The following is a 13,898-nucleotide window of genomic DNA, read 5'->3' as shown; positions in this document are numbered from 1 at the left end:
GATTGCAGTGATGAGCGTGATGCTCGGTGCGTTCATGGCCGTGCTGGACATCCAGATCACCAACTCATCGCTCAAGGATATCCAAGGCGCGCTGTCAGCCACGCTGGAAGAAGGTTCGTGGATTTCCACCTCGTACCTGGTGGCGGAAATCATCATGATCCCGCTCACCGCCTGGCTCGTGCAGTTGTTGTCAGCCCGGCGCCTGGCGGTGTGGGTGTCCCTCGGATTCCTGTTCGCATCCCTGCTCTGCTCCATGGCCTGGAGCCTGGAAAGCATGATCGTGTTCCGCGCCTTGCAGGGGTTTACCGGTGGCGCGCTGATTCCGCTGGCGTTCACCCTGACCCTGATCAAACTCCCGGAACATCACCGTGCCAAAGGCATGGCCATGTTCGCCATGACTGCCACCTTCGCGCCTTCCATCGGCCCCACCCTTGGCGGCTGGCTGACGGAAAACTGGGGCTGGGAATACATTTTCTACATCAACATCCCGCCCGGCCTGATCATGATCGCCGGCCTGATGTACGGCCTGGAGAAGAAAGAAGCCCACTGGGAATTGCTGAAAAGCACCGACTACGCCGGTATTCTCACCCTTGGCGTCGGGCTCGGTTGTTTGCAGGTGTTCCTGGAGGAAGGCCATCGCAAGGATTGGCTGGAGTCGAACCTGATCGTAACCCTGGGCAGCATCGCGCTGGTCAGCCTGATCACCTTTGTGATCGTGCAGTTTTCCAAACCCAATCCACTGATCAATCTCGGCATCCTCGGCAACCGCAACTTTGGCTTATCCAGTATTTCCAGCGTTGGAATGGGGGTCGGGTTGTATGGTTCGATCTACTTGTTGCCGCTGTACCTGGCGCAGATCCAGAACTACAACGCCCTGCAGATTGGCGAAGTGATCATGTGGATGGGCGTGCCGCAGCTGTTTCTGATTCCGCTGGTGCCCAAGTTGATGAAGTTCGTCTCGCCGAAATGGCTGTGTACGCTGGGCTTCGGGTTGTTCGGGTTGGCGAGTTTCTCTTCGGGTGCGCTGAACCCGGATTTTGCCGGGCCGCAGTTCAATCAGATCCAGATCATCCGCGCCTTGGGGCAGCCACTGATCATGGTGACCATCTCGCTGATCGCTACCGCTTATATCCTGCCCCAGGATGCGGGATCGGCATCGAGCCTGTTCAACATCCTGCGCAACCTCGGCGGCGCGATCGGCATTGCCCTGCTCGCCACGCTGCTGGATGCGCGGACCAAGGTTTATTTTGATTACTTGCGTGAATCCATCGTGCCGAGTAATCCACAGGTGGCCGAGCGGATGGCCTCGCTGACCGATCGACTGGGCAACGAAACGGCGGCACTGGGCAAACTCAGCGAAATTGCCCACCAACAGGCGTCAATCATGGCCTTCAACGATGCGTTTCATTTTGTCGGGATTGCGCTGGGGATCAGCATGCTGGCGGTGTTGCTGACCAAGAAGTTGCCGGCGGGGTTGAAGGCTGGGGAAGCACACTAGTTAAGTATTGTGGCGCTAGGACCGCCCCCTTCGCGAGCAAGCCCGCTCCCACATTGGACCGCGTCCGTCAGGACAACCCGATCAACTGTGGGAGCGGGCTTGCTCGCGAAGAGGCCAGTTCAGACACTGCAAATCAAAACTCCCACATAGGACCGCGTCCGCCAGGACAACCCGATCAACTGTGGGAGCGGGCTTGCTCGCGAAGAGGCCAGTTCAGACACTGCAAATCCAAGCTCCCACATCGGACCGCGTCCGCCAGGACAACCCGATCAACTGTGGGAGCGGGCTTGCTCGCGAAGAGGCCAGTTCAGACACTGCAAATCAAAGCTCCCACATCGGACCGCACCCGTCAGGACAACCCGATCAACTGTGGGAGCGGGCTTGCTCGCGAAGAGGCCCGCACACTCACCGCAAATCTCAAACAGTGATCAACCGCTCGCGCAATTTGCCAATCTCATCGCGCATCTGCGCCGCTGCTTCAAACTCCAGATCACGCGCCAACGCATACATCTTCTCTTCCAGGGCCTTGATACGCTTGGCGATCTCACCCGGCGAGCGCAATTCGGCTTCGTATCTGGCGTTCTCTTCGGCCGCCTTGGCCATGCCTTTGCGTTTCTTGCTGCGCGAACCGGGCACCGTGGCGCCTTCCATGATGTCAGCAACGTCCTTGAACACGCCTTTGGGCGTGATGCCATTGGCCAGGTTGAACGCGATTTGCTTGTCACGACGACGCTCGGTTTCACCGATCGCGCGCTCCATGGAGCCTGTGATGCGGTCGGCGTACAGAATCGCCCGGCCATTGAGGTTACGTGCCGCGCGGCCGATGGTCTGGATCAGCGAACGCTCGGAACGCAGGAAGCCTTCCTTGTCGGCATCGAGGATCGCTACCAGCGAAACTTCCGGCATGTCCAGACCTTCACGCAACAGGTTGATCCCCACCAGCACATCGAAGGTACCGAGGCGCAGATCGCGGATGATTTCGACCCGCTCCACGGTGTCGATGTCCGAGTGCAGATATCGTACGCGTACGCCGTGGTCGGCCAGGTAATCGGTCAAATCCTCGGCCATGCGCTTGGTCAACGTGGTGACCAGCACACGCTCTTCCAGAGCGACACGCTTGGTGATTTCCGACAGCAAGTCGTCGACCTGGGTCAGTGCCGGGCGGATCTCGATTTGCGGGTCCACCAACCCGGTCGGGCGCACCACCATGTCAATGACGCGCCCGGCGTGCTCGGCTTCATAGTTGCCCGGTGTCGCCGAGACAAAAATCGTCTGCGGGCTGATGCTTTCCCATTCGTCGAAACGCATCGGCCGGTTGTCCAGGGCCGAGGGCAGACGGAAACCGTATTCGACCAGGGTTTCCTTGCGCGAGCGGTCGCCCTTGTACATGGCACCAACCTGAGGAACGCTGACGTGGGATTCGTCAATAACCAGCAAGGCATCCGGCGGCAGATAGTCATAAAGCGTCGGCGGCGGCGCGCCGGCTTCGCGACCGGACAGATAGCGTGAGTAGTTTTCGATGCCGTTGCAGTAACCCAGTTCGAGGATCATTTCCAGGTCGAAACGGGTGCGCTGCTCAAGACGCTGGGCTTCCACCAGTTTGTTGTTGGAGCGCAGGTACTCCAGGCGCTCCTGCAACTCGACCTTGATGCCTTCGACCGCGCCCATCAGGGTTTCCCGCGGCGTCACGTAGTGGCTCTTCGGGTAGAAGGTGAAGCGCGGCAGTTTGCGAATGACTTCGCCGGTCAGAGGATCGAACGCCGACAGGCTTTCCACTTCATCGTCGAAAAGCTCGATGCGGATCGCTTCAAAATCGGATTCCGCCGGGTGGATATCGATCACATCGCCACGCACGCGGAAGGTCGCCCGGGCAAAATCCATGTCGTTGCGGGTGTATTGCAGGTCGGCCAGGCGTCGCAGCAATTCACGCTGATCGAGCCGGTCGCCGCGATCCACGTGCAACACCATCTTCAAATAGGTTTCCGGGCTGCCCAGACCGTAGATGCACGACACCGTGGTGACGATGATCGCGTCCTTGCGCTCGAGCAACGCCTTGGTCGCGGACAATCGCATCTGTTCGATGTGATCGTTGATCGAGGCGTCTTTCTCGATGAAGGTGTCCGAGGACGGCACGTAGGCTTCAGGCTGGTAGTAGTCGTAGTAGGAAACGAAATATTCCACCGCGTTGTTCGGGAAAAACGCTTTGAACTCGCCGTACAACTGCGCCGCCAGGGTCTTGTTCGGTGCCAGCACCAGCGTCGGGCGCTGCACCTGGGCGATCACGTTGGCGATGCTGAACGTCTTGCCCGAGCCGGTCACACCAAGCAGCGTCTGGTGCGCCAGCCCGGCTTCGATACCCTCGACCATCAGGCGGATGGCTTCCGGCTGATCGCCGGCGGGCTCGAAACGGGTGACTAGCTGGAATTCAGACATGAAATACCTCTGGATCACTCTTGCCGGAAAAACCGACACGAACGAGAAAGACCGCAAACGACCGATGTCGCCCGAGGAAAAAACTGGATTGTGCTCAATGTGGAGCCGATTGCCAGCGCTTTCAAGGCAAACGTCCTACATCGCGCAAAACCTTTGCCGACGCCATTCGACTACCGGTCGAGAAATAATCGGAAAAACTTGCCCGAAATACTGATTCGCCTGTCGCCAGCAATCGCCGATGGCCTCTATACTAGCTCCCCGTTTGTGCACCGCTCTAGTGCATTCGGCTGGAGCGCGACACGTCCCTCCACTCTCCATTCAGAGCCGCCGCAATAATGAGCCTGTTCTCCGCTGTCGAAATGGCACCACGCGATCCAATCCTGGGCCTCAACGAAGCATTCAACGCCGATACCCGGACCAACAAAGTCAACCTGGGGGTCGGTGTTTACTGCAACGAGGAGGGGCGAATTCCACTCCTGCGCGCCGTTGTCGAAGCCGAAACCATTCGCGCCGCTCAACACGTTTCCCGTGGCTACCTGCCAATCGACGGTATCGCCGCCTACGACCAGGCTGTGCAGAAATTGCTGTTTGGCAATGATTCGCCGCTGATCGCTGCCGGCCGTGTAATCACCACCCAGGCCGTTGGCGGTACTGGCGCACTGAAAATCGGTGCCGACTTCCTCAAGCAACTGCTGCCGAACGCCGTTGTGGCGATCAGCGACCCGAGCTGGGAAAACCACCGCGCCCTGTTCGAAACCGCCGGTTTCCCGGTGCAGAACTACCGTTACTACGACGCCGCGACCCACGACGTGAACCGTACCGGCATGCTGGAAGACCTGAACGCGCTGCCGAACGGCTCGATCATTGTGCTGCACGCCTGCTGCCACAACCCGACCGGCGTGGACCTGAGCCCGGCGGACTGGAAAAACGTCCTGGAAGTCGTTAAAGCCAAAGGCCACGTGCCATTCCTCGACATGGCATATCAAGGTTTCGGCGATGGCATCGATGAAGACGCCGCAGCCGTGCGCCTGTTCGCTGAATCGGGCCTGACTTTCTTCGCCTCCAGCTCGTTCTCCAAGTCGTTCTCGCTGTACGGCGAGCGCGTGGGTGCCCTGTCGATCGTCAGCGAATCGAAAGAAGAAAGCGCACGCGTGTTGTCGCAAGTCAAACGCGTGATCCGTACCAACTACTCCAACCCGCCGACCCACGGTGCCAGCGTTGTCGCTGCAGTGCTGAACAGCCCGGAACTGCGCGCCCAGTGGGAAGCCGAACTGGCCGAAATGCGTCTGCGCATTCGTGGCATGCGGACCCAGATGGTCGACCTGCTGGCTCAAAAAGCGCCGCAGCGCGATTTCAGCTTCGTCGGTCGTCAGTGCGGCATGTTCTCGTACTCCGGTCTGAGCGTTGAGCAGGTTCACCGTCTGCGTAACGAGTTCGGCATCTATGCCCTGGACACTGGCCGCATCTGCGTGGCCGCGCTGAACCAGAGCAACATCAAGGTGGTGACGGACGCGATTGTCCAAGTGATCTGAATCGCGGACTGACACGAAGAACGGGAAGCCTTCGGGCTTCCCGTTTTTATTTGTCTCAGATATTTCCCGATGGGCCGACTGAGCCCTCTAAACTGCACACAAATACAAATGTGGGAGCGGGCTTGCTCGCGAAGGCAATCTGTCTGTGACATTGATGCCAAATGTGCCACCGCTTTCGCGAGCAAGCCCGCTCCCACAGGTTATGCGTACACTCTGTAATTCCGATGAGAACCCACATGAAAAACGATGACCTGCGCGCCGACCGCGATGACCTGGATGACCTGGATCACTTCATCCCCCGCGCCCCGGCCAAACGCGGCAACAACCTGGTAATGCAAGTCGCTGCGGGTGTATTCCTCGGCGGCCTGGCCCTGTGGCTGGTGCAGTTGGGTGCCACAGCGCTCTACGCCAAACTGATGGTTGCCACGATTACCTTCGGCGGCTAAGCCAGTTCGGTCGCACGCTGGCTGGCAGCGTCGTCGTAGGCGACATACAGCGATTCGGCGACCTGGCTCTTGATTGCCTTGGTGCTTTCCAGCCCCAGGACGAAACCTTCGGCCTTGCCACCCGCGCGGTTCAATGCTTCAGCGGTGCCGGCCTGAGTGATGGCGTCGAACAATTTTTCGGCGTGGGGGCCGACACCTTTCGGCAGGCTGATCTGAGAGATGCTCATGGGCGCACCCCGTGGTGTCGAGGTGTGAGGGTCAAATGATTCATGGCGCGTACCTTTTCGGCGAATGGCCGGCAGCGCGTGTCACCACTTCCGGGCGGCCATGGTAGACCTCTGGGGTGATCCTGGTAACCGCCAATCGCCGCTAAACCACCGCCCGTCCCGATAATTCGCTCCAATTGTTATTCGATGCTTGACTTCTCTTTTTGAATCAGTAAGATACGCGCCATTCCGCGATAGCTCAGTTGGTAGAGCAAGTGACTGTTAATCACTGGGTCCCTGGTTCGAGTCCAGGTCGTGGAGCCAGACAAGCAACATCGAAAAGCCCCTGAATCGAAAGATCAGGGGCTTTTTTGTGGCCGGAATGTAGGAGCGAGCTTGCTCGCGATGATCGTTAACGAAAGCGCGTACTACTTGGTAAACGCGGCGTTCTTAAGTCCATCGCGAGCAAGCTCGCTCCTACAGTATCCCGAAGGATGCCTTTACTAATCAGACATGCTCGCTGCTCTTGGCCAGCACCGGCCGCGGGTCCACCGTGCCATGTTCCGATTCCAGCACCGGAATCTCTTTGCCGTCGCAATCATGCAGTTTGCCGTCGCTGAAATAATCCCCTTCGCGCAATGCCGCCAGATCCTGATAACGCAGTACCCGCTCGGTACCGGCCGCAAAGACCGATTGCTGATCGGAGTTACCGGCAGTGAGATGGTTGAACGTCAGGTTCAGCACGATAGCCATGATCGCCGAAGAACTGATGCCCGAATGGAAAATGGTCGCGAACCAGCTTGGGAAGTGGTCGTAGAAGCTCGGCGCAGCGATCGGGATCATGCCGAAGCCAATCGAGGTAGCGACGATGATCAGATTGACGTTGTTGCGGTAGTCGACCTTGGACAAGGTACGAATGCCGCTGGCCGCGACAGTGCCGAACAGCACGATACCGGCCCCGCCGAGAACCGAGGTCGGCACGGCGGCGATGACCCGGCCCATGAATGGCAGCAGGCCGAGGATCACCAGGAACAGACCGCCGGTGGCCACCACGTAGCGACTCTTGATGCCGGTGACCGCCACCAGCCCGACGTTCTGGGCGAAGGCGCTTTGGGTGAAGGAACCGAAGATCGGTGCGAACATGCTCGACAACATGTCGGCACGCAGACCGTTGCCCAGGCGCCTGGAATCAACCTTGGTGCCGATGATCTCACCGACGGCAAGAATGTCCGCCGAAGTCTCCACCAGCGTCACCATCACCACGATGCACATCGACAGGATCGCCGCGAAGTGGAAGGTCGGCATGCCGAAGTGGAACGGCGTCGGGAAGCCGAACATCGGGCCCTGGGTGACGGACGAAAAATCCGCCATGCCGAGGAACACCGCAATGATCGTACCGATGACCATGGCCAGCAGAATCGACAGGCGGGAGATGGTCGCACTGCCGATTTTACTCAGCAGTAAAACCAGTACCAGCGTCACCGCCGCCAGGCCGATGTTCGCCATGCTGCCGAAGTCCGGCGCATGGCTGTTGCCGCCCATGGCCCAGCGCGCGGCTACCGGCATCAGCGTCAGGCCGATGGTGGTAATCACGATGCCAGTCACCAGTGGCGGGAAGAACCTGGTGATACGCGAGAACACCGGGGTTATCAGCAGACCGATCAGGGACGCGGCTATTACCGCGCCCAGCACCGACTGAAACCCGCCCTCCCCACCACTGCTGACAATCGCCACCATGGTCGCGACGCCGGAGAAGGACACGCCCTGTACCAGCGGCAATTGACAACCAAAAAACGGTAAACCCAGGGTTTGCAGCAGCGTTGCCAGCCCCCCCGCAAACAATGAAGCAGCAATCAACAAACCGATGTCCGCCGGCGAGAGCCCGGCAGCCTGGCCGATGATCAATGGTACCGCGACGATACCGCCATACATGGTCAGAACATGTTGCAGGCCATAAGCCATATTCGCGCCGATCCCTAGGTTTTCGTCCTCGGGCCGTTGGTGTGAAACATGGGGCGTTTTCATGTTAGGGGGTTCCCTGGTTTTTGTTATGCGCACACTGTATGCAAGACTCAGGACAAATGTCTATAGAGTTGTATACAACTTGTCAGTCACAAAATGGATACCTGTCCATTTCCGCCTGCCACTCACCCTCCTGGCCTCACCAAAAACCTTGAAATACATCCCTCCCTGTCCAACCTCTCGTGCTGACTAGTCTTTTGAATTCCTGGCGACCATCGGTACGGTCAGCCCCTTTTTTATACATATAAAGTATGCATAATGAAGCCATTCGAAATTCAGTTTCACAAGGCAAAGAACGCAGCCAACAAACTCAAGCACCAAGGCATCAGCCTCGCAGAGACCGAACCGGTGTTTCATGACGAACGAGCGCTGACCATCGAGGACAACCACCATGATGAACAACGCTGGGTCACCTTGGGGCTGGATGGCAAAGGCCGTTTGCTGGTCGTCGTGTACACCCACCGCGATCCGAATTTCGTTCGAATCATTTCCGCGCGCATCGCAACCAAAAGCGAACGCCGTCAGTATCTGGAGGCATGACCGATGAAAGACGAATACGACTTCAGTAACGCCAGGCGCGGGGCCGTGGCACCCGCCAAAGGCAAGACCCGCATCACCATCATGCTCGATGACGCCGTCATCGAAGCCGCTCGGGCACTGGCAGAAAGCGAGGGGTATGGCTACCAGACAGCGATCAACAATACGTTGCGCCGGGCCCTGCTCAACGAAGGCAAGAGCGCACAACTGAAACCAACACTCACCCCTGCCGAACTCAAGGGCCTGGAGCAAAAACTGGCGGAGGCCTTGCGCGAAATCCAACGGGTAATGGAGCCGGGTGTTCGGCCCTGAAACACAAAGGGCGGATCAATCAGACCAGCCCTTTGTGATGTTTTCGATCCGCCAGTTATTGCGGCGCTGCGATCAATCGCTCCAGAGTCCGCGCCAATTGCGGATGTTCCGGTACGTGAATGCCGAACTCGCTGTCCAGCAAGCCAATCAACTCCTGAACATCAGACACCTGCCGCCGCTCGCTGTCGTGGCCAATCCGGTGAATCGCGAAGCTGCCATTGTTGAGCGTACGACGCCACCCCTCCCCGGTGCGCGCCACCATCAATTGCCTGACGAAAGACGACTCGGGGTGAGTCGAGACGTACCAGTTACCCACAGCGAAATCGATATCTTCCTGGCGTTGCAGGTCGAAGATGTACATCGCTCGCCACTCGCCCGCAACGTTGGCGCGCAGGGTAAAACCGTCGACGTGCAGGTCGATGCGATACAACTCGTGCGGGGTGAGTTGTTCGGCGCGCGAATCGAGCAACAGTGGCGCGGTCGGCACCATGCCGCCGAAGCCGACGTCGGTGATGTAGCGCACGTCGTCGATGATGACCAGGCTCAGGCGATGGGTCCGGGCAGTCCAGGCGCCCTCCGGCTGGCCCATTACCACCCGGCCGCTGATGGCACGGGCGTCGAAACCCAACTCTTGAAGCAGGGCCAGAAACAGGTTGTTGAGTTCGTAGCAGTAACCGCCACGACCACTGTGCAAGACTTTCTGCTCGATGGACGGCAAATCGATCAACACCGGTTCGCCGGATAACGTGGTGAGGTTTTCAAATGGAAAAACGCCAGTGTGGCGCAATTGCAGTTGGCGCAGGGTTTCCAGGGTTGGCGCCGGAGGTGCATCGAAGCCCAGGCGTTGCAGGTACAAAGCACGGTCAGTCAGGCGTGGCTCGCTCATCGCTCAATCCTTTTGCACGTTCGCTGCGGATCACTCCGCCGATGGGCTTTATGTATAAGGGATGAACCGGTACGGCCGACAATTGATTTCGCCAATCGCCCTGTGCGCGCCCTGCTGATCAAGCTGAATGCCATGTTGCGCGATGGCACCGAGTGGCGGTGACGAGTGGCATAGTGAAAACAGTTGCTCCCACAGGGTTCTCGCTTGACCATGGATTGGTGATCCTCTGCGGCCCAGTGCCGGTAACGGTCAAATCCGTGCCACTGTTCAATCGTCCGGCACCCACCGCGCGCACCTTCACACCCACATCAGGTAACGACTCATCCCGGGAGACGACCATGATGAACATCAGAATGACTTCGCTGCTCCTGACGGGATTGTTGTCGGCGATGCCCCTGGTCACGCTTGCGGCGTCCGGCGATGGCGCTGACGCAACGGGTACGACATCGGGCGCAAGCCGCAACTCAACCGTGCTGCCAGACAACAACAGGCCCAGCGCCCCCTCGAGCGACATCGGCCGCGGTCGTGGCCCCGGTTCGTCAATCGGCAGCACCGGCGTCAATGGTCCGGGCAGTGGCGCGGGTGGCGGGACCGGCGCCCCCGGAGGTGGAACCGGGGGCGCTGGCGGCGGGACGGGCAGCTGGACAGGCAAAAGCAGCCGATGACGGGCTGTCAGTGGCTGCTTTTTGTCACTTGGGGTAGAGGCACAGCGAACTATCGGCATTGCCCTTGCCGAAATGCAGCACGTATTAGTGCGTGCTGCCGAGTGGCTTGCCGTTGCTGTCGCCGATGTTCAACGGATAAATCGCGTCATTGGGCAGGTTGGTACCGTGCCCCACCTGCGTAACGATGGCGCGCTTGAGGTGGTAGTTGCCGTAGACGCCCGTGGCAGCCGACATGGAATCGACCTGAATCTTCGGCGGTATTTGCCTGTCCACTGCCGCGTCGACGTTCACGGTGACGGCTTCAGGTTCCTTGCCCGACCGGGACAGCGGCGTCACCGTGTAACCGGCCTGGATCTTGTGCACCGCCGCGTAATCCGCCGCGCCGTCAGTCCGGGTTTGGCCGATGACCCAGACAAAGGGGGTTGACGCCGGCAGGTGCCCCATCCCGGCAGGCACCGTGCCGGTCCACCCCGGCGGCGTCACCAGGAATTGTCCGGCCTCGGTGTCCGTGGTGAGCCAGCCCGGCGAAGCGTACACGTCAGTCCACATATCGAGCATCGGTAACAGGTAGAAACGCCCTTTTGTATCCGGCGCGGTGATCACCAGCGGCTCCTTGGTCAAATCAAGCCAGGCAATCGAATACAACGTGTCGGAATTGGAGCGCACTGCCCCATTGAAATCGGCGGGCGGGTACTGCGGCACACTCACAAACATGTTCATCGGGTCTTTGCCGAATTCCTTGCCCGGCTCGCTACCGGTGAATTGCTTGCGAGTGAGATCCATGCTCGGCAGTGGGTAAAAATAGAGATCGGCATCCACACCGATCGCGTGAGCTTCTTCGGCAGTGATTTTCGATTGTGCCTGGCTGGTCAGCGGCAAAACGACAATGGCTGCAACGGTCAGAGCAACGGCTGTCAACGTTGGAGGTATCAACATGTTGGCGATCGTCCGTGCAAAGGGAAGCCTGCCTGGTTCGGCAGAGCTAACGGAACTCTAGACGATCAATTCAGCCGGGGCCGAGAGACGGACCACCGGCAGGAAAAGCACTTCAACGATCGGAACGCATCAACGCTTCGACTCCACCGGCCATCGACAACGTTGCCACGCGGTTTCGCCCCGAATGCTTGGCCTGATACAGCGCCGCATCCGCCCGCTCAACGAACACGTCCATGCTGTCACGTCCCGACGGCACAAACGAATAGCAACCCAGACTGACCGTCACGTAACCGTTGGGCGAGCCGGTGTGACTGATGTGCTTGTCGATGACGCTACGGCGGATCTGCTCGGCAATCGTCATGGCGCCGTGGATGTCGGTGTCCGGCAGCAGCACCGCAAACTCTTCACCGCCGTAACGCACCGCCAGATCGGCCTTGCGGTGGCAGCAACTCTTCAGCGCACGGGCTACTTCGGCCAGGCAATGGTCTCCCATCACGTGGCCGTAGGTGTCGTTGTAGCGCTTGAAGTAATCGATATCGAGCATGATCAGACTCAAGGGGCTCGCCTGCCGGGCGCCGCGCCCGAACTCGATGCCCAGCGCCCGCTCGAACAACCGGCGGTTGGCCAGCCCGGTCAGGCTGTCGTGGGTGGCAATCAGCTCCAGTGCTTGCTGGGCCCTGCGCAAATCCGACTCGACCCGCTCGCCAACACGCACCTGATGCAGGAACACCCACCCGAACAAGCCCACGACCAGCAACACCAGGGCAACGATGAGACTGGAGCGAAACGCCGTGTCGTACCAGTCCGCGAGAATGGTCTCCGTGGACGACGCAGCTGCGACCACCAGCGGATACGCCTCCAGCTGGCGGTAACCGTACATGCGTGTCACACCATCGATGATGGACGTGAACATCGCATTACCGGTGGTGGCCAGTGGCAGGAACTTCTGGAAAATCTCGCCCTGGGCCAGCGACACGCCGATCTGCGCCTCTACAAAAGGTCGACGCGCCAACAATGTGCCATCGGTCAGGCCGAGAAACATCGAGCCATTGTCGTCGAGACTGAAACTTTTGAAGAACTGGTCGAAGTACGACATCTTGATGCCGGCCAGCAACACGCCCTGGAAATGCCCGTTCTTGTCATTGACCCGTTTGGAAATCGGAATGATCCACTCGCCGTTTTCCCGGCTGCGGATGGCCGGGCCGATATGCGCCACCGACGATACGTTCTGCTGGTGATACTTGAAGTACTCACGATCCGCCACCCCGGCACCCCGGGGCAGGTTTTCAAACGAGGTCACCACCCACTGGCCCTTCTGGTCGAACAGCAGGATGCCGTGCAATTGATCCAGCGCCAGCACCCGCCGGGCGAAGGTCTGCTGCAAGCGTGGTCGTTGATCCGGGCCGAAACCGTCGGCCTGAATCCAGTCCACCAGACTGGTCAGCACCAGGTCGGCCTTCATGAAGGTGTCTTCGGCTTGCTGCGCCATGGCCCGCGTAAGGTTCGAAGACGCCACTTGCGCCTGGCTCAGATCATGGCGACGGGACTGTTCCAGTTGCAGGTAGAGCAAACCGCACAGGCACAGACACACCGTGGCAATGAACAATGCCGCGACCTTACGCAGCGGTATGCGTTTCAATGCGACGCCTGGGGCATGGTCCGGGTCGTTCAAGCGTGTGGGCAAAAGTTCATCCTGTCGGGGGGCAAGGCATGGGCAACGAGCCAAAGCCCTCAGTCTTTTTGGGGCGTAGTTTACGGGGTTATCCAGGATAAATGGGCGATCACTTGCCCAGTGGTCACACTTGCCCGGTGGCGCTGCAAACTTGACCCAGGGCAGCGCTGCCTGCGCGCCAACGAGCTACGATTAGACTGACATCAATACAGGGAATCGACATGAGCAAGGCAGACGAGCTCGCGGCAAAATTGAAACAAACACGGCTTGCCAGCGCGGATCAGGCGATCGATGCCTGGCCGGGCCAGGTCTACGAACTGTATCAACGGATAGAGACCTGGCTGCAGCCCTTGACCGAAGCCGGCCTGGTCCTGCGGCGCAACCCCACCCACGTGATCGAGAGTCACCCCAATGGTGATTCTTTCAATTACGCCATTGACCAGTTGGTGATCGCCGGCAACGAGCACAGCATTACCTTTGACCCGGTTGCACGCTTCACGGCAGATGGCGAGGGGCGCGTAGCGATTCACTCCCCGGGCAACGAGTTCGCCCTGTTGCGCACCGTGGACGAACATGGTGAAACACACTGGTGGCTACAAACGATCGAGCAGGCCACAGCGCAACTGGACGCGGTGGCGCTGACGGAAACCGATCTGCTTGTTGTGGTGCAACAGGGGCTGGGGCTTTAGGGGCTAATGCCAGTCAGTTAAGCAGTAATGCGATCTGTAGCAGCTGCCGAGCCTGCGAGGCTGC

At 59.3% G+C, this 13,898-nt stretch carries 12 protein-coding genes, 1 tRNA gene and 1 pseudogene; 8 read left to right on the top strand and 6 right to left on the bottom strand.

The window, feature by feature from the left end:
• Nucleotides 1-7: 7 nt before the first annotated feature.
• Nucleotides 8-1,498 carry an MDR family MFS transporter gene (locus PMI28_RS14575; RefSeq protein ID WP_177318969.1) on the top strand — a complete coding sequence of 497 codons (1,491 nt, stop codon included), beginning with the start codon at nucleotides 8-10 and terminating at the stop codon, nucleotides 1,496-1,498.
• A gap of 417 nt (nucleotides 1,499-1,915) precedes the next feature.
• On the opposite strand, the gene uvrB is transcribed toward PMI28_RS14575, so the two are convergent.
• On the bottom strand, nucleotides 1,916-3,931 hold the full coding sequence (uvrB, locus tag PMI28_RS14580; protein ID WP_007986932.1) for an excinuclease ABC subunit UvrB: 2,016 nt from the start codon (nucleotides 3,929-3,931) through the stop codon (nucleotides 1,916-1,918).
• Nucleotides 3,932-4,266: 335 nt separating this feature from the next.
• Here uvrB and PMI28_RS14585 point away from each other — a divergent pair, with 335 nt between their 5' ends.
• On the top strand, nucleotides 4,267-5,463 hold the full coding sequence (locus PMI28_RS14585; RefSeq protein WP_007986930.1) for an amino acid aminotransferase: 1,197 nt from the start codon (nucleotides 4,267-4,269) through the stop codon (nucleotides 5,461-5,463).
• Nucleotides 5,464-5,699: 236 nt separating this feature from the next.
• On the top strand, nucleotides 5,700-5,909 hold the full coding sequence (locus tag PMI28_RS14590) for a hypothetical protein (protein ID WP_007986927.1): 210 nt from the start codon (nucleotides 5,700-5,702) through the stop codon (nucleotides 5,907-5,909).
• Here the strand turns inward: PMI28_RS14590 and PMI28_RS14595 are convergent.
• Nucleotides 5,906-6,136, bottom strand: coding sequence for a hypothetical protein (locus PMI28_RS14595; protein WP_007978659.1), 231 nt, complete (start codon nucleotides 6,134-6,136; stop codon nucleotides 5,906-5,908). The two genes, PMI28_RS14590 and PMI28_RS14595, sit on opposite strands and share 4 nt — an antisense overlap.
• Before the next feature lie 227 nt (nucleotides 6,137-6,363).
• Here PMI28_RS14595 and PMI28_RS14600 point away from each other — a divergent pair.
• Nucleotides 6,364-6,439: transfer RNA gene (locus PMI28_RS14600), tRNA-Asn, on the top strand.
• Between the two features lie 183 nt (nucleotides 6,440-6,622).
• Here PMI28_RS14600 and PMI28_RS14605 read toward each other — a convergent pair.
• Nucleotides 6,623-8,140, bottom strand: coding sequence for a nucleobase:cation symporter-2 family protein (locus tag PMI28_RS14605; protein ID WP_007986925.1), 1,518 nt, complete (start codon nucleotides 8,138-8,140; stop codon nucleotides 6,623-6,625).
• A 255-nt stretch (nucleotides 8,141-8,395) separates the two neighbouring features.
• On the opposite strand from PMI28_RS14605, the gene PMI28_RS14610 reads away from it, so the two are divergent.
• Nucleotides 8,396-8,677, top strand: coding sequence for a BrnT family toxin (locus tag PMI28_RS14610; RefSeq protein WP_007986923.1), 282 nt, complete (start codon nucleotides 8,396-8,398; stop codon nucleotides 8,675-8,677).
• A gap of 3 nt (nucleotides 8,678-8,680) precedes the next feature.
• Nucleotides 8,681-8,986: a BrnA antitoxin family protein gene (locus PMI28_RS14615; protein WP_007986920.1), complete on the top strand. Its 306-nt coding sequence runs from the start codon at nucleotides 8,681-8,683 to the stop codon at nucleotides 8,984-8,986.
• 55 nt (nucleotides 8,987-9,041) lie between these two features.
• On the opposite strand, the gene PMI28_RS14620 is transcribed toward PMI28_RS14615, so the two are convergent.
• A complete protein-coding gene (locus tag PMI28_RS14620) occupies nucleotides 9,042-9,872 on the bottom strand; it encodes an arylamine N-acetyltransferase family protein (RefSeq protein WP_007986917.1) in 831 nt (276 codons plus the stop codon).
• Nucleotides 9,873-10,210: 338 nt separating this feature from the next.
• Between PMI28_RS14620 and PMI28_RS31095 the strand changes: the two genes are divergently transcribed.
• Nucleotides 10,211-10,537: a hypothetical protein gene (locus PMI28_RS31095; RefSeq protein WP_007986915.1), complete on the top strand. Its 327-nt coding sequence runs from the start codon at nucleotides 10,211-10,213 to the stop codon at nucleotides 10,535-10,537.
• 87 nt (nucleotides 10,538-10,624) lie between these two features.
• On the opposite strand, the pseudogene PMI28_RS14625 reads toward PMI28_RS31095, so the two are convergent.
• Both PMI28_RS14625 and PMI28_RS14630 read right to left on the bottom strand, forming a co-directional pair.
• Nucleotides 10,625-11,473 (bottom strand): annotated as a pseudogene (locus tag PMI28_RS14625) (DUF1254 domain-containing protein); the annotation flags it as partial.
• A gap of 112 nt (nucleotides 11,474-11,585) precedes the next feature.
• A complete protein-coding gene (locus PMI28_RS14630; RefSeq protein WP_007986912.1) occupies nucleotides 11,586-13,157 on the bottom strand; it encodes a sensor domain-containing diguanylate cyclase in 1,572 nt (523 codons plus the stop codon).
• A gap of 209 nt (nucleotides 13,158-13,366) precedes the next feature.
• On the opposite strand from PMI28_RS14630, the gene PMI28_RS14635 reads away from it, so the two are divergent.
• A complete protein-coding gene (locus PMI28_RS14635) occupies nucleotides 13,367-13,834 on the top strand; it encodes a hypothetical protein (RefSeq protein ID WP_007986910.1) in 468 nt (155 codons plus the stop codon).
• Nucleotides 13,835-13,898: the final 64 nt, after the last annotated feature.

The organism is Pseudomonas sp. GM48 (assembly GCF_000282335.1).
In the GTDB taxonomy this organism is placed as follows: Bacteria; Pseudomonadota; Gammaproteobacteria; order Pseudomonadales; family Pseudomonadaceae; genus Aquipseudomonas.
Note: the sequence above shows the minus strand (reverse complement) of the source record. Positions and strands in the feature narration are given on the sequence as shown.